The organism is Streptomyces sp. NPDC031225 (genome assembly GCF_055570355.1).
This window is the reverse complement of sequence record NZ_JBVIHJ010000031.1, coordinates 55819-76861: the sequence shown is the minus strand read 5'-3', so window position 1 is coordinate 76861 and position 21043 is coordinate 55819. Positions and strand designations below refer to the sequence as shown.

Annotated in this window: 17 protein-coding genes; 5 read left to right on the top strand and 12 right to left on the bottom strand. The window is 71.6% G+C overall.

All coding sequences use genetic code 11. From position 1 onward, the window contains the following. Positions 1 to 221 precede the first annotated feature (221 nt). A complete protein-coding gene (lipA, locus tag ACZ48Z_RS38705; RefSeq protein ID WP_468740594.1) occupies positions 222 to 1187 on the bottom strand; it encodes a lipoyl synthase in 966 nt (321 codons plus the stop codon). Positions 1188 to 1261: 74 nt separating this feature from the next. Beyond that, positions 1262 to 2062, bottom strand: coding sequence for a lipoyl(octanoyl) transferase LipB (gene lipB / locus ACZ48Z_RS38700; protein WP_468740593.1), 801 nt, complete (start codon positions 2060 to 2062; stop codon positions 1262 to 1264). A 244-nt stretch (positions 2063 to 2306) separates the two neighbouring features. Between lipB and ACZ48Z_RS38695 the strand changes: the two genes are divergently transcribed. Next, a complete protein-coding gene (locus tag ACZ48Z_RS38695) occupies positions 2307 to 3743 on the top strand; it encodes a regulator (protein WP_468740592.1) in 1437 nt (478 codons plus the stop codon). 124 nt (positions 3744 to 3867) lie between these two features. On the opposite strand, the gene ACZ48Z_RS38690 is transcribed toward ACZ48Z_RS38695, so the two are convergent. Both ACZ48Z_RS38690 and ACZ48Z_RS38685 read right to left on the bottom strand, forming a co-directional pair. Continuing rightward, a complete protein-coding gene (locus ACZ48Z_RS38690) occupies positions 3868 to 5253 on the bottom strand; it encodes an NAD(P)/FAD-dependent oxidoreductase (protein WP_468740591.1) in 1386 nt (461 codons plus the stop codon). 248 nt (positions 5254 to 5501) lie between these two features. After that, entirely contained in the window at positions 5502 to 6398 is an 897-nt protein-coding gene (locus tag ACZ48Z_RS38685) for a TIGR01777 family oxidoreductase (protein ID WP_468740590.1), read from the bottom strand. Between the two features lie 71 nt (positions 6399 to 6469). Here ACZ48Z_RS38685 and ACZ48Z_RS38680 point away from each other — a divergent pair, with 71 nt between their 5' ends. Next, positions 6470 to 6958, top strand: coding sequence for a GNAT family N-acetyltransferase (locus ACZ48Z_RS38680; protein ID WP_468740589.1), 489 nt, complete (start codon positions 6470 to 6472; stop codon positions 6956 to 6958). 29 nt (positions 6959 to 6987) lie between these two features. Here the strand turns inward: ACZ48Z_RS38680 and ACZ48Z_RS38675 are convergent, their stop codons facing one another. Beyond that, positions 6988 to 8172: a MarP family serine protease gene (locus ACZ48Z_RS38675; RefSeq protein WP_468740588.1), complete on the bottom strand. Its 1185-nt coding sequence runs from the start codon at positions 8170 to 8172 to the stop codon at positions 6988 to 6990. Between the two features lie 249 nt (positions 8173 to 8421). Between ACZ48Z_RS38675 and ACZ48Z_RS38670 the strand changes: the two genes are divergently transcribed. After that, positions 8422 to 9282, top strand: coding sequence for a peptidoglycan recognition protein family protein (locus ACZ48Z_RS38670; RefSeq protein WP_468740587.1), 861 nt, complete (start codon positions 8422 to 8424; stop codon positions 9280 to 9282). Positions 9283 to 9337: 55 nt separating this feature from the next. On the opposite strand, the gene ACZ48Z_RS38665 is transcribed toward ACZ48Z_RS38670, so the two are convergent. Continuing rightward, positions 9338 to 10465 carry a lipid II:glycine glycyltransferase FemX gene (locus ACZ48Z_RS38665; RefSeq protein WP_468740586.1) on the bottom strand — a complete coding sequence of 376 codons (1128 nt, stop codon included), beginning with the start codon at positions 10463 to 10465 and terminating at the stop codon, positions 9338 to 9340. A gap of 159 nt (positions 10466 to 10624) precedes the next feature. Here ACZ48Z_RS38665 and ACZ48Z_RS38660 point away from each other — a divergent pair, with 159 nt between their 5' ends. Further along, positions 10625 to 10861 (top strand): hypothetical protein, encoded by a 237-nt coding sequence (locus tag ACZ48Z_RS38660; protein WP_468740585.1) that lies wholly within the window; start codon positions 10625 to 10627, stop codon positions 10859 to 10861. A 7-nt stretch (positions 10862 to 10868) separates the two neighbouring features. On the opposite strand, the gene ACZ48Z_RS38655 is transcribed toward ACZ48Z_RS38660, so the two are convergent. From ACZ48Z_RS38655 to ACZ48Z_RS38640, 4 genes are all read right to left on the bottom strand, one after another. After that, positions 10869 to 11387, bottom strand: coding sequence for a DUF4240 domain-containing protein (locus tag ACZ48Z_RS38655; protein WP_468740642.1), 519 nt, complete (start codon positions 11385 to 11387; stop codon positions 10869 to 10871). A 77-nt stretch (positions 11388 to 11464) separates the two neighbouring features. After that, complete coding sequence (locus ACZ48Z_RS38650; RefSeq protein WP_468740584.1) at positions 11465 to 12439, bottom strand: helix-turn-helix transcriptional regulator; 975 nt, start codon at positions 12437 to 12439, stop codon at positions 11465 to 11467. A gap of 177 nt (positions 12440 to 12616) precedes the next feature. Next, positions 12617 to 15322 carry a pyruvate dehydrogenase (acetyl-transferring), homodimeric type gene (gene aceE, locus ACZ48Z_RS38645; RefSeq protein WP_468740583.1) on the bottom strand — a complete coding sequence of 902 codons (2706 nt, stop codon included), beginning with the start codon at positions 15320 to 15322 and terminating at the stop codon, positions 12617 to 12619. Between the two features lie 595 nt (positions 15323 to 15917). After that, positions 15918 to 16541 carry a GntR family transcriptional regulator gene (locus ACZ48Z_RS38640; RefSeq protein ID WP_468740582.1) on the bottom strand — a complete coding sequence of 208 codons (624 nt, stop codon included), beginning with the start codon at positions 16539 to 16541 and terminating at the stop codon, positions 15918 to 15920. Positions 16542 to 16755: 214 nt separating this feature from the next. Between ACZ48Z_RS38640 and ACZ48Z_RS38635 the strand changes: the two genes are divergently transcribed. Beyond that, a complete protein-coding gene (locus ACZ48Z_RS38635; RefSeq protein ID WP_468740581.1) occupies positions 16756 to 17424 on the top strand; it encodes a hypothetical protein in 669 nt (222 codons plus the stop codon). A 59-nt stretch (positions 17425 to 17483) separates the two neighbouring features. Here the strand turns inward: ACZ48Z_RS38635 and sucB are convergent, their stop codons facing one another. Together sucB and lpdA are read right to left on the bottom strand one after the other, a co-directional pair. After that, positions 17484 to 19277: a 2-oxoglutarate dehydrogenase, E2 component, dihydrolipoamide succinyltransferase gene (gene sucB, locus ACZ48Z_RS38630; RefSeq protein WP_468740580.1), complete on the bottom strand. Its 1794-nt coding sequence runs from the start codon at positions 19275 to 19277 to the stop codon at positions 17484 to 17486. A gap of 56 nt (positions 19278 to 19333) precedes the next feature. Continuing rightward, positions 19334 to 20722: a dihydrolipoyl dehydrogenase gene (gene lpdA, locus ACZ48Z_RS38625; protein ID WP_468740579.1), complete on the bottom strand. Its 1389-nt coding sequence runs from the start codon at positions 20720 to 20722 to the stop codon at positions 19334 to 19336. Positions 20723 to 21043: the final 321 nt, after the last annotated feature.

The window sequence follows — 21043 nt, the reverse complement described above, 5'->3', positions numbered from 1 at the left end:
GAGTGGTGCACGGGGTGTACAGACAGGGTCACTGAATGGTGTTACCAGGGCGTGACCGACCGGTCAAACGCCGATGAAGCCTCGATGCGCTGCCCGAAAACACCGACGCGGCCCTGTAGGCCCCCTATCTGCGGGGACGTCCAGAACCGCGCCAATCAGCCGCTACCTGGGGGTAGTTGCTTGTGCTGGGATTCACACGTGCAGGGTGGCACTCCGTGCCATCAGACGGCCTGCGAGGCGACGTACGCCCCGCGCTTCTCCACGGCCATCTGGTAGAGCCGACCCGCCCGATAGGAGGACCGGACCAGCGGCCCGGACATCACGCCGGAGAAGCCGATCTGCTCGGCCTCGTCCTTCATCTCCACGAACTCGTGCGGCTTCACCCAGCGCTCCACCGGGTGGTGACGCACGCTCGGCCGCAGGTACTGCGTGATGGTGATCAGCTCGCAGCCGGCGTCGTGCAGCTGCTTCAGTGCCTCGCTGACCTCCTCGCGGGTCTCGCCCATGCCGAGGATCAGGTTGGACTTGGTCACCAGGCCGAAGTCACGGGCGTCGGTGATGACCTTCAGCGACCGGTCGTAGCGGAAGCCGGGGCGGATGCGCTTGAAGATCCGCGGGACCGTCTCGACGTTGTGCGCGAAGACCTCGGGGCGGGACTCGAAGACCTGCCGGAGCAGTTCCGGCACGGCATTGAAGTCCGGGGCCAGCAGCTCGACCTTGGTACGGCCGGCCTCGCGGCCCGCGGTCTGCTCGTGGATCTGGCGGACCGTCTCCGCGTACAGCCAGGCGCCGCCGTCCTCCAGGTCGTCGCGGGCGACGCCGGTGATGGTGGCGTAGTTCAGGTCCATGGTGATCACGGACTCGCCGACCCGCCGGGGTTCGTCGCGGTCCAGCGCCTCGGGCTTGCCGGTGTCGATCTGGCAGAAGTCGCAGCGCCGGGTGCACTGGTCGCCGCCGATGAGGAAGGTCGCCTCGCGGTCCTCCCAGCACTCGTAGATGTTGGGGCAGCCGGCTTCCTGGCAGACCGTGTGCAGGCCCTCGCTCTTCACGAGCTTCTGCATCGCGGTGTACTCGGGGCCCATTTTCGCCCGGGTCTTGATCCACTCGGGCTTGCGCTCGATGGGGGTCTGGGCGTTGCGGACCTCCAGGCGCAGCATCTTGCGTCCGTCGGGGGCGACTGCGGACACGACCGGCTCCCTAGCGTTTGATTCTTCGGCGTTGTTCAGGGTACGCCCGTTGATTTGAAAGTCTGCGGCGGTGTTCAGGCTGCCGGTGTCTTCTCGATCACCCTCGGCTTCAGTTCCGCGTTCTCCAGTACGTCCCGCAGGTGCCGTTCGGCGACGGGCAGCACCTCGTCGATCGTCACGTCCCGGCCGAGCTCGCCGGCGAGGGAGGCGACGCCGGCGTCGCGGATGCCGCAGGGGATGATCCGGTCGAACCACTTGTTGTCCGGGTTCACGTTCAGCGCGAAGCCGTGCATCGTCACGCCCTTGGCGACACGGATGCCGATCGCCGCGATCTTGCGGTCCTCGCGGCGCTGCCCGGCGTTGGAGGGGGCGTACTCCGGGCCGTTCATGCGCGGGTCGAACTCCTCGTCCGTGAGCCTGGGGTCGAAGTCCAGGGAGAGCCCGCCGATCGCCGGACGCGTCTCGACCGGGTCGCCGAGTATCCATACGCCACTGCGGCCCTCGACCCGGCTGGTCTCCAGGCCGAACTCCGCGCACGTGCGGATCAGGGCCTCCTCCAGGCGTCGTACGTGCGCCACCACGTCCACCGGGCGCGGGAGCTTCTGGATCGGGTAGCCCACCAGCTGGCCCGGGCCGTGCCAGGTGATCTTGCCGCCGCGGTCGACGTCGACGACCGGAGTGCCGTCGAGGGGGCGCTCGCTGTCCGCGGTGCGCCGGCCCGCCGTGTACACGGGGGGGTGTTCGAGCAGCAGGACCGTGTCGGGGACCTCGTCCTCGAACCGTGCCGCGTGCACCCGGCGCTGCTCGTCCCACGCCACCCGGTACTCGACCGCGTCCGCACCGAACCCCATGCGGACGAACCGCAACCCACTCACGGCAAGCGCCTCCCTAGAAGGTCGTAAGGCACGAAAGGTGCCTACGCCACTGTACGTCCGGTCCACGGTCGTCAGCCCTGGGGGCAATCCTCACACGATCGGATGAACGAGCGTCGAAGTGTGCGATCGTCTGCTCACTCTCCGCTACATTCGCGCCGTTCGCAGAGGCCATAAGGGCTGCTCACAGGCAATCCGGGCACCACGTTCGACGTGACGGCCCGAAAGGCAGGAGACCGCACCGCAGATGACGGAACGACCCGCGCAGCGCACTCCCAACCGACAGCTCGCCGCGCTCATCGCAGAAGCGGGGTTCTCCAACGCGGGTCTCGCCCGGCGCGTGGACCAGCTCGGACTCGAACACGGGCTGGATCTCAGATACGACAAGACATCCGTGACCCGATGGCTGCGCGGCCAGCAGCCCCGGGGCACCACACCCGCCCTCATCGCCGAGGTCTTCACCCGCAGACTCGGCCGCCGGCTCTCCGCGCAGGACCTGGGCCTCGACGCCTGCGCCCCGGTCTACGCCGGACTGGAGTTCGCCGCGGGGCCCGAGGAGGCCGTCGACATCGTCAGCGGGCTGTGGCGCAAGGACTCCGGCAGCCATGCCGAACTCCGCAAGATCGCCTTCACCCCGGCCGGCCTGGTCGTGCCGAGCCGCGACTGGCTGATCGGCCGCCCCGACGACCGGGTCGCCCGCGGCGAGCCCGCGATCCGGGTCCCGGCCCAGGGGCGCCCGGTGGTGCCCCGGCAGCGCTCCCAGGTCGAGCGCGGGCCGGGCCAGAAGGTCACCGGGGGCGACATCGCCGCGCTCGGCTCGGTCGGCGACCTCTTCCGCTCCCTCGACGACCAGTACGGCGGCGGGCACGCCCGGCAGGCCCTGGTGCGCTACCTGGAGCACGAGTGCGAGCCGATGCTGCGCGGCACCTACGGCGAGACGACCGGCCGCAGACTGTTCGCCGCGGCGGCCGACCTGACCCGGCTCGCGGGCTGGACGTCGTACGACATCGCGGCGCACGGGCTCGCGCAGCGCTACTTCGTGCAGGCCCTGCGGCTCGCACAGGCCGCGGGGGACCGGGCGTACGGGGCGTACGTGCTGGTCACGATGAGCCGGCAGGCCGTGTATCTCGGGCACGGCCGGGAGGCGATCCAGCTGGCGAGGGTCGCCCAGCAGGGGGTCGGCACGAACGCGCCGCCGGTCGTCCAGGCGCTGCTGCACTCGGCCGAGGCGCGGGGGCACGGGGTGCTGGGGGAGGTGCGGGCGTGCACGGCCTCGCTGGTGCGCGCGGAACGTTCCCTGGAGACGGCGCGTCCGGCCGACGAGGTCCCGCACTGGGCACGCTTCTTCGACGAGGCGCAGCTGGCGGACGAGTTCGGCCACTGCCACCGGGATCTGCAGCAGTTCCGGGCGGCGGCGCAACACGCTGAGCGCTCACTTCAGTTGAGGGCGCCGGCGTATGCGCGGAGCCGGCTGTTCTGCCGGGTGGTGCTGGCGTCGGCACGTCTGGGGCTGGGTGAGCTGGATCAGGCCTGCTCGCTGGCCGCGGAGGCCGCCGGGCAGGCCGCGGAGATGCGGTCGGTGCGGGCGGTGGAGTACGTGCGGGACTTCGAGCGGCGGTTGGAGCCGTACAAGGATGCGGCGCCGGTGCGGAGTTATCGCGACAAGGTCGCTGCGCTGGGGTAGGAGCCTCGCCGAAACTCCGCCGGTTGGATGCCGGGTGACGACTGCGTTGTGGCTGGTCGCGCCCACGCGGCGGCAGCCGCACATCGGATACAGCCCCGCGCCCCTTCAGGGGCGCGGGGGACCGTCAGGCTGCCTGGGCTGTTGGGGTCGGGTCTGCTCGGTGCATGGAACCCGCCGCTCCCAGGTCCTTGAGGATTGCCGTCGTGGCCCTGTGAGCCGAATGCAGCGCTCCCTGGACCGTGCTGGTGTCGCGGTGGTCGCCGCAGACGTACAGGCCCGCCAGCAGGCGGACCGGGCGGCGCAGGTCGTGCGGAGGGCGCATCGCGGGGACCGCCTCGGCGGTGTGGTGGACCGCCACCGTCTCCCAGCGGTGCGTCGGCGTGCCGTAGAGGCGGGCCAGGTGGGTGCGCACGGCCGTCTCCAGGTCCGGGGGAGGCGTGCCCAGGACCGTCGAGGAGATCAGGGCCCGGCCCGAGGGGGCCCGGCTCGGGTCGACCTCGCTGATCACCGCCGTGTGGGCGACGGGGCCGCCCCGGTCGGCGTCGAGCAGCAACGCGGAACCCGTGCGGGGCGGTTCGTCCGTCGTGTGGTGGACGACCGTCACCGGGTGGAACTCCGGTACCCGCAACCCCGGCAGCAGTTCCGCCGCCGCCCGCGCGTCCGTCGCCAACAGCACCGCCCGGCACCGGATCTCCCCGTGCCCGGCCGTGGTCACCGAGGTCGTCGCGACGGACGTGACCCGTACCCCCGTGTGCACGGTCCCCGCCGGCAACGTCTGCGCGAGCAGCTCCGGAAGCAGCTCGGCGCCCCCCTCCGGCACACACAACCGCCCGCCCGCGAAGGCCCGCAGCGCGAGGTCCGCGCACCGGCTGGACGTCGACAGGGCCGGGTCGCACAGCAGGGCGGCGAGCAGCGGACGCAGAAAGCCGTCGATCGTACGGGCGGGCACCCCGCGCTCCGCGAGTGCCTGCCCGGCGGGCTGCTCGGGACGGGCGAGAAGCCGCTCCACGGGCGTGTTCGCGAGCCGGACGAGCGCGGCACCGAGCCGGGCCTGGTCGACCGCGCCGCCGAGCGGAGCGACCCCACGGGCACCTCTGGCCACCGGCCCCTGACCGGCACCGGACGGCACCCCGGCCGCCCCCCGAGGGGCGCTCGCCAGGGCGCGCACCGCGTGCAGTGCGCCCCTCGCGCTCCCCGCGCCCGCCGGAGCGTCCACACGGTGGTGACGCCCGTCGGCGTGCAGCAGGACCCCCGGTGCGAAGGGGCGCAGCACGAGCCCGTCGAGCCCGGGTGTCAGCCGTAGTTCGGGATACGCGGTGGACAGCAGCTGCCCGATCCGGTCGAGCCGGAAGCCGTCGACCTTCTCGGTCGACATGCGGCCGCCCACACAGGGGGCGGCCTCCAACACCGCGACGGTCGTTCCTGCGCTGGTCAGCCGATGCGCGGCGGAGAGCCCGGCGACCCCGGCTCCCACGATCACGACGTCTGCCTGGTACGCGGGCTCAAGCACGTGCCCCTCCTCGAGGTTGCGCGGCCGATGGGGGCGTGATGCCCCCGACAGGCTCCGGGGATACCCGAGTTCGGGTCGAGGGTAGGGCTGGGAACGGTCGAGAACAGTCGCGCATCAGCAGGGCACGGTCGCACGCCGGTCGCATCTCGTCACAGACGGTCGCGAGACGGCGTACGGCATCACCCCTGGCGGTCGCCGACGGAGTACAGCAGCCTCGCCGCCTCCGTCGCCTTCTTCGCGCCGTGAACTCAGGCGGCCGCCCTGATCGCCCCGTCGATCTCCGGGAACGCGAAGGTGAATCCCGACTCCAGCAGTCGCGTCGGCCGTACCCGTGCGCTGCCCAGCACGTCTCCGGCCATCTCGCCGAGCGCGGTCCGCAGCACCGGCGCGGGCACCGTGAAGAGCGTCGGCCGGTGCAGCACGCGGCCCATCGCCTCGGTGATCTCGCCGTTCGTCAGGGGTTCGGGTGCGGTGAGGTTGAACGGTCCGGACAGCCCGTCGGTCTCCAGCAGATGGCGGATCGCGGCCACCTCGTCGTGCAGCGCGATGAACGACCAGTACTGCCGTCCGTCACCCATCCGGCCGCCCAGCCCAGCCTTGAACAGCGGGAACAGCTTGCCCCAGGCCCCACCCCCGCGGCCTACCACAAGGCCGGTGCGGGTGAACGCGGTCCGTACGCCGGCCTCCTGCGCGGGCGCGGCCGCCGCCTCCCACTCCACGCACAGTTCGGGCAGGAAGCCCTTCCCGGCGGGCGAGTCCTCGTCGACGATCCGGTCGCCCGTCTCGCCGTAGTACCCCATCGCGCTGCCGTTCACGAAGACCCGCGGCGGCTCGTCCAGCGAGGCGACGGCCTTGGCGAGGGCGGTCGTGCCGTTCACCCGGCTGTCGTGGATGCGGGTCTTGTACTCCTCGGTCCAGCGCCGCGAACCGACGCCCGCCCCGGCGAGGTTGACCACGGCGTCGCACCCGGCGAGCCCGGCCGTGTCCACGCGGCCGGCCTCGGCGTCCCAGCGGACCTCGTCGTCGCCCCGGGGCTCCCGGCGCACCAGCCGCACCACCTGGTGTCCGTCCGCGGTGAGGGACCGCACCAGAGCCGAGCCGATCAGGCCGGACGCCCCGGCCACCGCGATTCTTGAAAGTTGCATGACTTCATCCTGCCTGGTGGATGCATAAAAGCGATGTCTGGTTCCGGTACCCCCGCCGTAAGGTGTCGCTCATGTCGCAGCTGTCCATACGCCTCGCCCTGCCCGACGACGACGAGGAACTGGCCCGCCTCGACCGCGCCGAATGGTCGACCCTGCACTCGGTCCAGCGCCGGCCGCAGCCGCCCTACGGGCCGTTCTTCGACGAACAGCACCTCTCCGACGACTGTATGGTCGCCGAGGCCGACCGTCGCATCCTGGGATACATCCGCCTCGGCCAGCCGACCGGGCTGGAAGCCAACGCGCACGTGTGCCAGATCCAGGGCTTCGCCGTCGCTGCGGAGGCCCGCGGCCGAGGCGTCGGCCGGGCCCTGATCCGCGCGATCACCGAGGAGGCCCGCCGCCGCGGCGCCCGACGCCTCAGCCTGCGCGTCCTCGGCCACAACACACCCGCCCGCAAGCTCTACGAGTCCGAGGGCTTCGCCGTCGAGGGGATCCTGCCCGAGGAGTTCCTGCTGGCGGGGGAGTACGTCGACGACGTGATCATGGGGCGCCGTCTCTGACCACCCCGCCGGCCCGGGCGAGGAGCGTGTCAGGAACTGACGAGTTCGCCCGTGTCGACCGGGGCCGTGGCGTCCGCGGCGCGCTCGGCGTCGACGGCGACCTCGTCGACCGTCAGGACGTAGCCCGTCTCGTTGTCGGAGGTGGAGCGGGCGAAGACCACGCCGAACACCTTGCCGGAGGTGGTCAGCAGCGGGCCGCCGGAGTTGCCGGGGCGGACGGTCGAGCGGATCGAGTAGATCTCCCGGGTGACGAGGGAGTTGTTGTAGATGTTCTGCCCGTTCGCCTTCACCCGGTTGGCCACGGTGGCCGCCTGGAGGTTCAGGTCGCCGTCCTGCGGATAGCCGGCGACCACCGCGGAGTCGCCCCGCGCGGCGCTGTTGTCGAAGCGCAGGACCGGCGCCCGGAGATCCGGGACGTACAGCACGGCCACGTCCTTGTCCGGATCGAAGAAGACCACCCGTGCCTCGTACGGCTGCCCGACCCCGCCGACGCGCACGCTGGGCCGGTCGATGCCGGCCACCACGTGGGCGTTGGTCATCACGTGCCGCGGCGCGTACACGAACCCGCTGCCCTCGCGGCCCTGGGTGCCCGAGGCGCCCTCGATCTTGACGGTGCTGAGCTTGGCGGCGGTCGTGGCGGCGGCCGTGACGCTGTCGCCGGTCGGCTTGGCGACCTCGGCCGTCGACTCGTTCTCGAACGGGTTGAAGACCTGCGGGAAGCCCGCCTCGGTGAGCGCGGAGGTGGCCCGCGCGAACCAGGAGGGAGTGGTGTCCGGCATGGCGTCCTGGACGGTGCCGAGCAGGGCGGAGTCCCGGATGGCCGTGGTCACCAGCGGGGACGAGGACGCGCCCAGGACACTCGCGGCGACCCACGCCACGACCAGCACCGACACCGAGTTGGCGGCGGCCCCGCCCACCCCGTCGGCCACCCGCAGCGGCCCCTGGTCCAGCTCCCGGCGCAGCCTGAGCGCCAGCCTGCCCGCCAGCTCGTGCCCCACCGCGGCCGGGACCAGCACGGTCAGCACCGCGGTCACCGTCGCCGCCGTGCTCCCCGGCGTCACCAGGTCCATGATCCACGGGAGCACCCACACGCCCACGATCGCGCCGCCCACGAACCCGGCGAACGAGACGCAGCCGGCCACCAGGCCGCGCCGGTAGCCGGAGGCCGCGTAGGCGGCGATCACCAGCAACAGCAGGATGTCGAGCAGGTCCACGTGGCCGCCTTTCTCTCAGATCCTTTAGTACGCGGGCGAGGGGCTCAGTGATCAGTCACGCGCACGCGTGCCGCCCTGAACCGGCCACACGTGCGTGCACCTGGAAATACGTCACGGACCAGGGCGATAGTTCCACCGGGTGGCACAGCACACATCGCGGACGGAGCGGATCCGGCCGACAGTGGGACCATGCGTGTCCGAAGATCGCGGGGGATGCGAAGGCGCCGGGCGACCCGAATACGCCCCGCGGTGCGCCCACGTCACGCGGCCCGCACACGGCTCACGCGACGCCGACGCCCCGCGGCCCACACCGGGCCCGCACTTCTCGCCCGGCTGCCCCGCCCGCTTCTCCTGGTGCTCGCCTGCGTCCCCGGTCTCACCGTCGTCCTCGTCCTGGTGCTGTGCGCGCACGGCATCGAGCGGGCGGCCACCGGGCCCGCGCCGACCGTCGCCGAGGCCCGGCGCGGGCACGTCGCGCACACCGCGGCCAGGCCGCACATCGTGCCGAGATCGGTGTGGGCGAAGGGTACGGGCGAGGCGAACACCGCCGCCCGCACCCCGCCGGCCCCGCGCTACGACGACAAGGTGCTCGTGGTCTTCGTGCACCACACCGACTCGCCCAACGGTTACGACTGCTCCGACGCGCCCCGCATCATCCGTTACCTCGCCGCCGGCCAGATGGGGGCCCGGAACTGGGACGACATCGGCTACAACTTCCTCGTCGACCGCTGCGGCACCATCTACGAGGGCCGTGCGGGCGGCGTCGACCGTCCCGTCACCGGCGCGCACACCCAGGGCTTCAACCACCGCACGACGGGCATCGCCGCCCTCGGCACCTTCACCGCCGGCGTCCCCGTCCCGCGGGCGATGACCGACGCGATCGCCGCCCTGACCGCCTGGAAGCTGGGCCTGGCCGGAATCGACCCGCGCGCCACCGTCCGGCTGACCTCCAGCAACAGTCTCAGCCGGTACGCCGCCGGCACCGCCGCCGAACTTCCCGCCCTCGCCGGCCACAACGACGGCTACATGACGACCTGCCCGGGCGCCGCCCTCAGGGCCCGGCTGCCGGAGATCAGGGAACGGGCCGCCCGACTCCAGGGCAGGACATGACACACCGAGCCGCACCGCGCCCCCGCGCCCTGTGCGCCCCCTTCGGCGTCCTCCGTCACCTGCGCCCGAGATAGACCCGCAGCGCCCGTTGGAGCACCTTGCCCTGGATGCCCACCGGCCGTTCCCACTCCCCGAGGTACTCCACGACCCGGCCGCCCGCCCCCGTCTTGAAGCGGAGCCGGCCCAGCAGACGGTCACCGGACAGGGAGGGGGTGACGGAACGCAGGTCGTACGTCTCGGCGCCCGCCACCCGCGCGTCGCACAGCATCCGCCACAACAGCGCGCTGCTGGGCCGCAGTTCGCGCCCCCGACGGCCGGACGCGGCGTAGGAGTGCCAGACCCGGGAGCCGACGTTGATCATCAGCGCGGCGGACAGCACCTCGCCGTCGTACTCGGCGAGATAGAGCCGCAGCCGGTCGGAGTCCTCGGCGTTCAGCGCCTCCCACATGCGCCGGAAGTACTCCGGAGGCCGGGCCTTGAAACCGTCGCGGACGGCGGTCACGGCGTACAGGCGGTAGAAGTCGGGCAGGTCGGCGGCCGTGCCCCAGGAGACCCGCACGCCCGCCGACCCGGCCGTGCGCAGGGACTGCTCGAAGTGGGGTGCGAGAGCCTCCCGCAACTCGTCCACCGAGCGGCCGGCGAGCGGGATGTGACAGCCGTAGCGCGGCTGCCCGAGACCGAGGCCGCTGTCCTCGTCCTGTGCGCACCGCCGCCAGCCGAGCTGCCGCAACCGCTCTCCGGCGTCCAGCGCGAAGCCGTCGACGCCGGCCGCGGGCAGCTCACGCAGGTGGTGGATGCCGGGGTCGGCGATGCCCGCCGTCACGGCGTCCGCGTCCCAGTGCCGGACGACGACCGGCGGCCCGATCCGGACCGAGAACGCCCCGCGCGTCTCCAGGTGCGCGACCAGCGGGTCCAGCAGGCGTTCCGGGCGCGGGCCGAGCCAGTCGATCGCGGGTCCGTCGGGGAGGTAGGCGAGACAGCGCCGGGTGCCGGGCAGCGGCCGGTACAGCACGAGTGCCGTCGCGAGCATCGCGTCGCCCTCGAACCAGCCGACGCTCTCCGCCAGCCAGTCGGGCTTCACGTCGGCCCACTCGGGGATCTGGAGGTGACTCGCCTCGGGATGCAGCCGCAGATGGGCGAGATGGTCCTCGCGCGTGATCTCGCGCACGTACGGGCTGGTCATGGGCGGGGTGCTCCTGTTCGGGGCGGCCACGGTAAGCCGGGAGTCACGGCGGCGGTCAAGAGCCCGAGGTCTCACAGGTTCCTCGCAGGCGGCTCATGGATCACGCCGAAACTGCCGCCCTATCGTCATGCACACGCACTGACCGGAGGTGGGGAAGAAATGAACAACAGTGACACCGACAGCACGGAGAAGACCGGCGGCAGGACCGGGAGCGCCCGCGGACCCTGGGCGGTCGTCTGCGCCGTCGCGGCCGTACTCCTCGGCCCGGCGGCCGTCACCGCGAGCGCGCTCGACCAGGCCAACGCGGCCCCGATGCACCACACGGTGAGGGCCGACCAGACGCAGGCCTACATCCCGGCGGACACGACCCGCCGCCGCGCCACCGCGGGAAACTGAGCACGGCTCAGGCCCTGAACCGCTCCCACAGCTTCGGATAGCGCTCCGCCAGCACCCGGTCGCTCTCCAGGTCCAGCGGCGGGCCGAGCGGCTCGGAGGCCGCGGGCGGGATACCGAGGTCCGGAGCGACGGTCCCGGTGAGCTGTTCGTAGGCCTCGTCGGCCGCGAAGCCCAGTTCCTCGCCGTCGCCGTCGATCTCCTCGTCGAAGTCGTCCAGGAACCCGGCGAGCGAGTCGGGGTCGTGCACGGCCCCCTCGTACACCTCGCGCCCCTGGCCGATCAGCCAGCAGCGGAAGAAGTCGAAGGCGTCGTCGCTCGCCCCGTCCAGCAGGATCCACGCGGCGCCCCAGAGGTCCCAGGTGTACGCGCGGTTGTAGCGGGCCTCGAAGTGACGGGCGAAGTCGAGGACCATCTCGGGGTCCAGCGCCAGCAGCCGGTCCACGAGCAGGTCGGCCTGCTCCTCGGGGTCGCCCTCGGCGGCCTCGCGGGTGCCGTCCACCAGCTCCCAGAACTCCGTCTCGTCCATCACGGGTCCAGCATCGGGCCTGAAGGGGTGGGGCGCACGTGGAGTGCGGCGGATTGTTATGTCCCGAACAGAGTCCTTCACGACTCGTACAGCCTCGCCAGACGTACGGCGTCCCTCGCGAACCGCGCCCGCAGGCTCTGCGGCGCCAGTACCTCGGCCTCCGGTCCCAGCGAGGCCAGCTGCGCGTGCGCGACCTCCTCGGACTCCACCGGCAAAGCCGCCGTCACCCACCCGTCGCCGTCCGGCGCCCCGGCTGCCGCCAGCGCCTCCCGGGCGATGACGGCGTCGACGGCGTACGGCAGCGCGCGCACCCCGTCCTCGGACAGCCGTACGACGACCTCGGCGTGCAGGATCGACCGCGCGAACTGCCGCGCCCGCTCCTCCCAGAACCGCGGCAGGTCGAACTCCCCGTCCCGCTCGAACCGCTCCTCGCCGGCCGTCACCGCGGTGAACCGGTCGATCCGGTACACCCGGAAGTCGCCGTCCCCCGGGATCCGCGCGCACAGGTACCAGACCCCCGCCTTCAGCACGAGCCCGTACGGCTCCAACTCCCGCTCCACCTCGGCCGCCCGGCTCCGATAGCGCGCGGTGACCCGCCGGTCGTCCCACACCGCGCCCGCGACGGCGGGCAGCAGCTCGGGGGACTTCGGCTCGGCGAACCAGTTGGGCGCGTCGAGATGGAACCGCTGAGCGGCCGTACGGGAGGCGTCGCTGAGGGAGGGCAGGAGGGCGGCGGACACCTTCAGCCGGGCGGCGGAGGCGGTGTCCTCCAAGCCCATCTCGCGCAGTGCCCCCGGCACACCGGAGAGGAACAGGGCCTCGGCCTCGCCGCGGGCCAGCCCGGTCAGCCGGGTCCGGTACCCGCCGACCAGCCGGTACCCGCCGGCCCGCCCCCGGTCGGCGTACACCGGGACCCCCGCCTCCGACAGCGCCTGCGCGTCCCGTGTCACGGTGCGCTCCGACACCTCCAGCTCGCGGGCGAGCTCGGCGGCGGTCATGGAGGACCGGTACTGGAGCAGGAGCACCATCTTGATGAGCCGGGCAGCACGCATGGGGTCATCATGGTGCGTCGTCGGGTGCGGGCTGTACGTGGCTGGTCGCGCAGTTCCCCGCGCCCCCAAAAAAGACAGGTCCGCCGTAGCCGGCCTGCTTTTAAGGGGCGCGGGACTGTATCGATTTGCGGCTACCGCCGCGTGGGCGCGACCAGCCCCCACTGACCCGCGGTCGAACTACAACCCGTACTTCTCGCGCGCTTCCTTCACCGCGGTCGCCTTGACCTCGCCGCGCCGCGCCAGCTGCGCCAGCGCCGCCACGACCACCGACTCGGCGTCGACTCCGAAGTGCCGCCGCGCACCCTCACGCGTGTCCGACAGACCGAAACCGTCCGCGCCGAGCGAGGACCAGTCCTGCTCCACCCACTGCGCGATCTGGTCGGGGACCTGACGCATGTAGTCGGAGACCGCGAGGACGGGGCCCTCCGCGCCGTTCAGCGCCTGCCGGACGTACGGCACCCGCTCCTCGCCGCGCAGCAGGGCCGCGTCCGCCTCCAGGGCGTCCCGGCGCAGCTCCGTCCAGGACGTCGCCGACCAGACGTCGGCCGCGACCCCCCACTCCTCGGCCAGCATCCGCTGGGCCTGAAGAACCCAGTGGATCGCGGTGCCGGAGGCGAGCAGCTGGACGCGCGGGGCGTTGGCCGCGGCCACGCTGATGCCCGCCGACTCGGCCGTGTTGAAGCGGTACAGGCCCTTGACGATGCCCTCGTCGATGCCGGGGGCGGACGGCTTGGCCGGCTGCGGGATCGGCTCGTTGTAGACCGTCAGGTAGTAGAAGACGTTCTGGTCCTCGCCCGGGGCGGCCTCGCCGTACATGCGGCGCAGACCGTCCTTGACGATCGTGGCGACCTCGTACGCGAACGCCGGGTCGTACGACAGCGCCGCCGGGTTCGTCGCCGCGATCACCGGCGAGTGACCGTCCGCGTGCTGCAGGCCCTCGCCCGTCAGCGTCGTACGGCCCGCCGTCGCACCGACCAGGAAGCCGCGGCCCAGCTGGTCGCCGAGCTGCCACATCTGGTCGGCCGTGCGCTGCCAGCCGAACATCGAGTAGAAGATGTAGAACGGGATCATCGTCTCGCCGTGCGTGGAGTACGCGGTGGACGCGGCGATGAAGTCGGCCATCGAACCGGCTTCGGTGATCCCCTCGTTGAGGATCTGGCCGTTCTTGGCCTCCTTGTAGTACATCAGCTGGTCGCGGTCGACCGGCTCGTACGTCTGGCCCTTGGGGGAGTAGATGCCCAGGGACGGGAAGAGGCTCTCCATGCCGAAGGTGCGCGCCTCGTCGGGGACGATCGGCACCCAGCGTTTGCCCGTCTCCTTGTCGCGGACCAGGTCCTTGACGAGGCGGACGAAGGCCATGGTGGTGGCCACGTTCTGCGTGCCCGAGCCCTTGTCGAAGGACGTGAAGGCCTTCTCCGCCGGCGCGGGCAGCGGGGCGAGCGCGTGCGTACGGCGGGCCGGGGCCGGACCGCCGAGGGCCGCGCGGCGCTCCTGGAGGTAGCGGACCTCGGGGGAGTCGGCGCCCGGGTGGCCGTAAGGCACCACACCGTCGACGAAGTCGCTGTCCTTGATGGGGAGTTCGAGCAGGTCGCGCATCGTCTTGAACTCGTCCACCGAGAGCTTCTTCATCTGGTGGTTGGCGTTCTTCGACGCGAAGCCCTCGCCCAGGGTGTGGCCCTTGACCGTCTGGGCCAGGATCACGGTCGGCGCGCCCTTGAACTCGACGGCGGCCTTGTAGGCGGCGTACACCTTGCGCGCCTCGTGGCCACCGCGGGAGAGGTGGAAACACTCCAGGATCTTGTCGTCGGACAGCAGCTTCGCCATCTCGGCGAGCGCCGGGTCCTTGCCGAAGAAGTCCTGGCGGATGTAGGCGGCGTCACGCGTCTGGTACGTCTGCACCTGCGCGTCGGGTACCTCGCGCAGTCGCCGTACGAGCGCGCCGGTGGTGTCGAGCTGGAACAGCTCGTCCCAGGCGTTGCCCCACAGCGACTTGATGACGTTCCAGCCGGCGCCGCGGAACTGGGCCTCCAGCTCCTGCACGATCTTGAAGTTCGCGCGGACCGGGCCGTCGAGGCGCTGCAGGTTGCAGTTGATGACGAAGGTCAGGTTGTCGAGACCCTCGCGGCTCGCGAGTGCGAGGGCGGCCGTGGACTCCGGCTCGTCCATCTCGCCGTCACCGAGGAACGCCCACACGTGGGACGCGGAGACGTCCTTGATGTCGCGGTTGGTGAGGTAGCGGTTGAAGCGCGCCTGGTAGATCGCGGAGAGCGGGCCGAGGCCCATCGACACCGTCGGGAACTCCCACAGCCAGGGCAGGCGGCGGGGGTGCGGGTAGGACGGGAGGCCGTCGCCGCCCGACTCGCGGCGGAAGTGGTCGAGCTGCTGCTCGTTCAGCCGGCCGTCGAGAAAGGCGCGGGCGTAGATGCCGGGGGAGGCGTGGCCCTGGATGTAGAGCTGGTCGCCGGACCCGTCGGCCTCCTTGCCCTTGAAGAAGTGGTTGAACCCGGTCTCGTAGAGCCAGGCCGCGGAGGCGAAGGTGGCGATGTGGCCGCCGACGCCGTACTTGGAGCCGCGGGTGACCATCGCGGCCGCGTTCCAGCGGTTCCACGCGGTGATGCGGGCCTCCATCTCCGGGTCACCGGGCAGGCCCGGCTCCGCGGAGGTGGGGATGGTGTTGACGTAGTCCGTCTCGAGGAGCTTCGGCAGCGCGATGCCGTTGCCCTCCGCCCTCTCCAGCGTGCGGCGCATCAGGTACGCGGCGCGGTGCGGGCCGGCCGCCTTGGCGACCGCGTCCAGGGAGGCCTGCCATTCGGCGGTCTCCTCGGGGTCCCGGTCGGGGAGCTGGTCGAGCTCGCTCGGCTGGATGGCGTTGGGGTCGGTCATCACGCCGCCTTCCTCAGTCGAAGGGGGTTCCCTCAATCAGGCAGGGTTTCGGGGGGTGCCCTTTGTCTTTGGCAGGACAGGGCGGCGGGCCTCTGTGAAGGCCCGTCGGCGACTGTAACTCGCTGATCGATGATCGATCAAAGGGTTGAGGGGCAAAACTTCTCGATATCGAGAAAATAGGCACGCGGTGCCTTCGACGATGGCACCGGGTGACTGCCGAAGCGTGGGGTTTTTGCAGGTCGGGGGCGTTTGAGCGGGGGTGTGCTCGGGTGTTCGACGACCTCGCGGACGGGACGTTTCCCTGGGGAAGCTGGGTGGGCGCGGGAGTGTCGGGGGCGCGGGCGGGTGGCCGTACGGCTGCGGCTGCTGGGCCAGACCGAGGACGAGAAGCGCGTTCCCTCGCGCCGGAGCACGGCGGCGGTGCCGGTCCCGCGGCGGACGTGGAGGGTGGAGGGTGCTGGGCAGGGGGACCGAACCCCTGTCACCTCACGCCCCGGCGCCCTTCCTCACGGCTCGCTCGCCTCCGGGGCGCTCTCCGCCCGGACGGAGAGGCCGACCGTGCTCAGCCCTTCGGCCCTCCACGTGCCCGCCGTCGTCACGGCCTCGGCGCGCACCCCAGCACATGGGCCTTCACGATGTCCGCGATCCGCGGATCCCGCCTCCGGAACGCCGCCACCAGTTCCTCGTGCTCCTCGGCGTACGACTGCTGGACCGTCCCCAGCCAGCGGATCGACAGGGCCGTGAAGACCTCGATGCCCAGGCCCTCCCAGGTGTGCAGCAGCACCGAGTTGCCGGCCGCCCGCACCAGCTCCCGGTGGAAGCCCACCGTGTGCCGCACCTGCCCCGTACCGTCCGACTCCCGGTCGGCCTCGTACAGCGCGACGACATGCGGTTCCAGGGCCGAGCAGTCCTCCGCCAGCCGGGACGCCGCCAGCTCCGCCGCGATCGCCTCCAGACCGGCCCGGACCGGATAGCTCTCCTCCAGGTCGGCCGCCGTCAGGTTCCGCACCCGTACGCCCTTGTTGGGCGCGGACTCGATCAGCCGCAGCGACTCCAGCTCGCGCAGCGCCTCCCGCACCGGCGTCTGGCTGACCTCCAGCTCGGTCGCGATCCGGCGCTCCACGATCCGCTCGCCCGGCTGCCAGCGCCCGCTGACGATCCCCTCCACGATGTGCTCGCGGATCTGTTCGCGCAGCGAGTGGACGACGGGCGCGGTCATGAGAGCTCCTTAAGGGCGTTTGACGCTTAGACAATAAGGCCGAGCACCCGCCCGGGAGGGGCGCACGGGGGCGCTTCCCCGCAGGTGAGACGAGGCTTACACGCTCCCAGTCGCACGGCTTCTGTCAAGTCACGGAACCTTGCGGACTCCAGAAGTGTCGCGTTCGGCAGGGGGTTCCCGCGCGGGGCGCCCCTTCGCACCAGAGGGGGACGGCATGGACATCGGGCAACGGCGGCACCTGGCCGCGGCGGTCGTGATCGGCGCGATCGTCGCCGTGTCGGGCTGCGGACAGTCGGCCACACGGGCGACGGCCGAGACGGCACCGAGCAGCACCGAAGCGGTCATCGGCATGGCGGGCGCGGCGCCGAGCGGGGGATCAGGCGCCGCCTGTGTCTTCGTCAAGCCCGACGGGGCGCAGAAGTTCGGCCACGTCGGCTGGGGCTTCAAGGTCCCGGGCACCGGCCGCTGGGTCTACGGGGCCGTCGAGAATCCCAGCGCAAAGCTCTACACCCCGCCGGGCGGCGACATCGGAGCCTGGCACGCGGAGGGGTCGTACGACCGCATGCTCAGCGAGATGTCCACCGACGCGAATTACCCCGGGCGGGCCGAGCACCCCTACAGCCGCTACCGCTGCACGAAGTCCGCGACCCACGACGTGCACCACGCCCGGGCCGTGATCCGCACCGTCGAGGCCCGCGGGTTCCTCGTCGGCGTCGACCCGAGGACCGGGAAACTCACCTCGCGGGACTGCCTGGACGCCACCTACGACGTCCTCAAGGCGTACCGCACGAAGCACCTCACGCGCGCGCCCAGGCTGTCCATCCCGAACGTGTGGGTGGAGGAGCTGTGGGGCTGGTCGGACAAGAAGCTGACGCCCCGGTGAGACGACGGTGCCCCCGCCCGGAGAACTCCGGACGGGGGCACCGCGCACGACAAGGTGGCTTACAGGCCGAGCTCGACCTCGAACTCGCCCGCCTCCAGGATCGCCTTGACCGCGGTCAGGTAACGGGCCGCGTCGGCGCCGTCCACCAGACGGTGGTCGTAGGAGAGGGTCAGGTAGGTCATGTCGCGGATGCCGATGACCGTGCCCTCCTCGGTCTCGATGACCGCCGGACGCTTGACCGTGGCACCGATACCGAGGATCGCGACCTGGCCCGGCGGCACGATGATCGTGTCGAAGAGCGCACCGCGCGAACCGGTGTTGGAGATGGTGAAGGTCGCGCCGGACAGCTCGTCCGGAGTGATCTTGTTCGCCCGGACCTTGCCCGCGAGCTCGGCGGTGGCCTTGGCGATACCGGCGATGTTGAGGTCACCGGCGTGCTTGATGACCGGGGTCATCAGGCCCTTCTCGGAGTCCACCGCGATACCGATGCTCTCGGTGTCGAAGTAGGTGATCGTGCCCTCGTCGACGTTGATCCGGGCGTTGACGGGCGCGTGCGCCTTCAGTGCCTGGGCCGCGGCCTTGACGAAGAACGGCATCGGGGAGAGCTTGACGCCCTCACGGGCCGCGAAGGAGTCCTTCGCCCGGGCGCGCAGCTTCATCAGGCGCGTGACGTCGACCTCGACGACCGACGACAGCTGCGCCTGCTCGTGCAGCGCCTTGACCATGTTGTCGCCGATGACCTTGCGGATGCGCGGCATCTTGACGGTCTGGCCACGGAGGGGAGAGGCCTCCAGGCTCGGCGCCTTCTTGGCGGCGGCGGCCGGGGCAGTGGCGGCCGGAGCCGGAGCCGGAGCGGCGGCGGCCTTCGCGGCCTCGGCGGCGGCGACGACGTCCTGCTTGCGGATACGGCCACCGACGCCGGTGCCCTTGACGGCGGCCAGGTCGACGCCGTGCTCGGCGGCGAGCTTGCGCACCAGCGGGGTCACGTAGGCACCGTCGTCACCGGAGGGTGCGGCGGGCGCGGGCGCCGGGGTGACCGGAGCCGGAGCGGCCTGCGCGGGCGCCGGGGCGGCCGGAGCCGGGGCAGCGGCCTGGACCGGAGCCGGGGCGGGCGCGGGGGCCGGAGCGGGTGCCGGAGCCGCGGGGGCGGGCGCCGGAGCCGGGGCGGGGGCCTCGGCAGCAGGAGCCGGAGCCGGGGCGGCGGGCGCCGGAGCAGCGGCCGGAGCCGCACCCGGGGCGCCGATGACGGCGAGCTTCGCGCCGACCTCGGCGGTCTCGTCCTCGCCGACCGTGATCTCCAACAGGACACCGGAGGTGGGCGCCGGGATCTCGGTGTCCACCTTGTCGGTCGACACCTCCAGCAGCGGCTCGTCGGCCTCCACCGAGTCGCCGACCGACTTCAGCCAGCGGGTGACGGTGCCCTCGGTGACGGACTCGCCCAGCGCGGGCAGAACGACGTCCGTGCCCTCGGCGGAGCCGCCGCCGGACGCGGCCTCGGCGGTGGGAGCGGGCGCCGGAGCGGCCTGCTCGGTGGACGGGGCGGCCTGAGCCGGCTCGGGAGCGGGCTCGGCGACCGGCTCGGCCGCCGGGGCCGGGGCAGCGGCGGGAGCGCCGGTGCCGTCGTCGATGACGGCCAGCTCGGCGCCGACCTCGACCGTCTCGTCCTCGGCGACCTTGATGGAGGCCAGGACACCGGCTGCGGGGGAGGGGATCTCGGTGTCGACCTTGTCCGTCGACACCTCGAGCAGCGGCTCGTCGGCCTCGACGCGCTCACCCTCGGCCTTCAGCCAGCGGGTGACAGTGCCCTCGGTGACGCTCTCGCCGAGCGCCGGAAGGGTTACGGAAACCGCCATGGTTTCGGTTGCTCCTTACGAATTGCGGAAGTCTGAGTCGCTTCTCGACCGAGGGATCAGTCGTGCGAGTGCAGGGGCTTGCCCGCGAGGGCCAGGTGGGCCTCGCCGAGCGCCTCGCTCTGCGTCGGGTGGGCGTGGATGAGCTGCGCGACCTCGGCGGGCAGCGCCTCCCAGTTGTAGATCAGCTGGGCTTCGCCGACCTGCTCGCCCATACGGTCGCCGACCATGTGGACGCCGACCACGGCACCGTCCTTGACCTGGACGAGCTTGATCTCGCCCGAGGTGTTCAGGATCTTGCTCTTGCCGTTGCCCGCGAGGTTGTACTTCAGAGCGACGACCTTGTCCGCGCCGTAGATCTCCTTGGCCTTGGCCTCGGTGATACCCACGGAGGCGACCTCGGGGTGGCAGTAGGTCACCCGGGGGACGCCGTCGTAGTCGATCGGAACGGTCTTCAGACCGGCCAGACGCTCCGCGACCAGGATGCCCTCGGCGAAGCCGACGTGCGCGAGCTGGAGCGTGGGGACGAGGTCGCCGACGGCGGAGATCGTCGGGACGTTGGTGCGCATGTACTCGTCGACCAGGACGTAACCGCGGTCCATCGCGACGCCCTGCTCCTCGTAGCCGAGACCGGCGGAGACCGGGCCGCGGCCCACGGCGACCAGCAGGAGCTCGGCCTCGAACTCCTTGCCGTCGGCGAGGGTGACCTTGACACCGTCCTGGGTGTACTCGGCCTTCGAGAAGAAGGTGCCCAGGTTGAACTTGATGCCGCGCTTGCGGAACGCGCGCTCAAGAAGCTTGGAGGAGTTCTCGTCCTCGAGAGGGGCCAGGTGCTTGAGACCCTCGATGATCGTGATGTCGGTCCCGAAGGACTTCCAGGCGGAGGCGAACTCGACGCCGATCACACCGCCGCCGAGGACGATCGCCGACTTCGGCACGCGGTCCAGGACGAGGGCGTGGTCCGAGGAGATGATCCGGTTGCCGTCGATCTCCAGGCCCGGCAGCGACTTCGGCACGGAGCCGGTCGCCAGCAGGATGTGACGGCCCTCGACCCGGCGGCCGTTCACGTCCACGGAGGTCGGGGAGGAGAGCCGCCCCTCACCCTCGATGTACGTCACCTTCCGGGAGGCGACGAGTCCCTGGAGGCCCTTGTACAGGCCGGCGATCACGCCGTCCTTGTACTTGTGGACCCCGGCGATGTCGATGCCCTCGAAGGTGGTCTTCACACCGAACTGCTCGCTCTCGCGGGCCTGGTCGGCGATCTCACCCGCGTGCAGCAGGGCCTTGGTGGGGATGCACCCTCGGTGCAGGCAGGTACCGCCGACCTTGTCCTTCTCGATCAGGGCGACGTCAAGCCCCAGCTGCGCCCCGCGCAGGGCCGCGGCGTAACCGCCACTACCACCGCCGAGGATCACTAGGTCGAAAACGGTGCTGGCGTCGTTCGCCACGTCACGTCCTCCATGCATGTGCGCCGTACGCCGGTCTCCAGTGACCGCGCGGCGGCTGGTGTCCGGCCGCTCTTTCTCGGCCCTGTGGTGGGGGCCCTGTCCTGCCGAGCCCCATCTTCGCACTTGTCGGCCCTGAACGAGACGCCGGGCCGGGGTGTGAGACACCACACGCTCACATGTGAAAGCGAGACTTTCACCCAGGGGCGCGGTGACCCACCCAGCGGTGCGGGGCCGTATCGATATGCGGCGCTCCGCCGCGCGGGCGCGACCGGCTCCACGCTCATAGGTGGACGGAGGCCGAGGTGACCCCCCAGGGGCGCG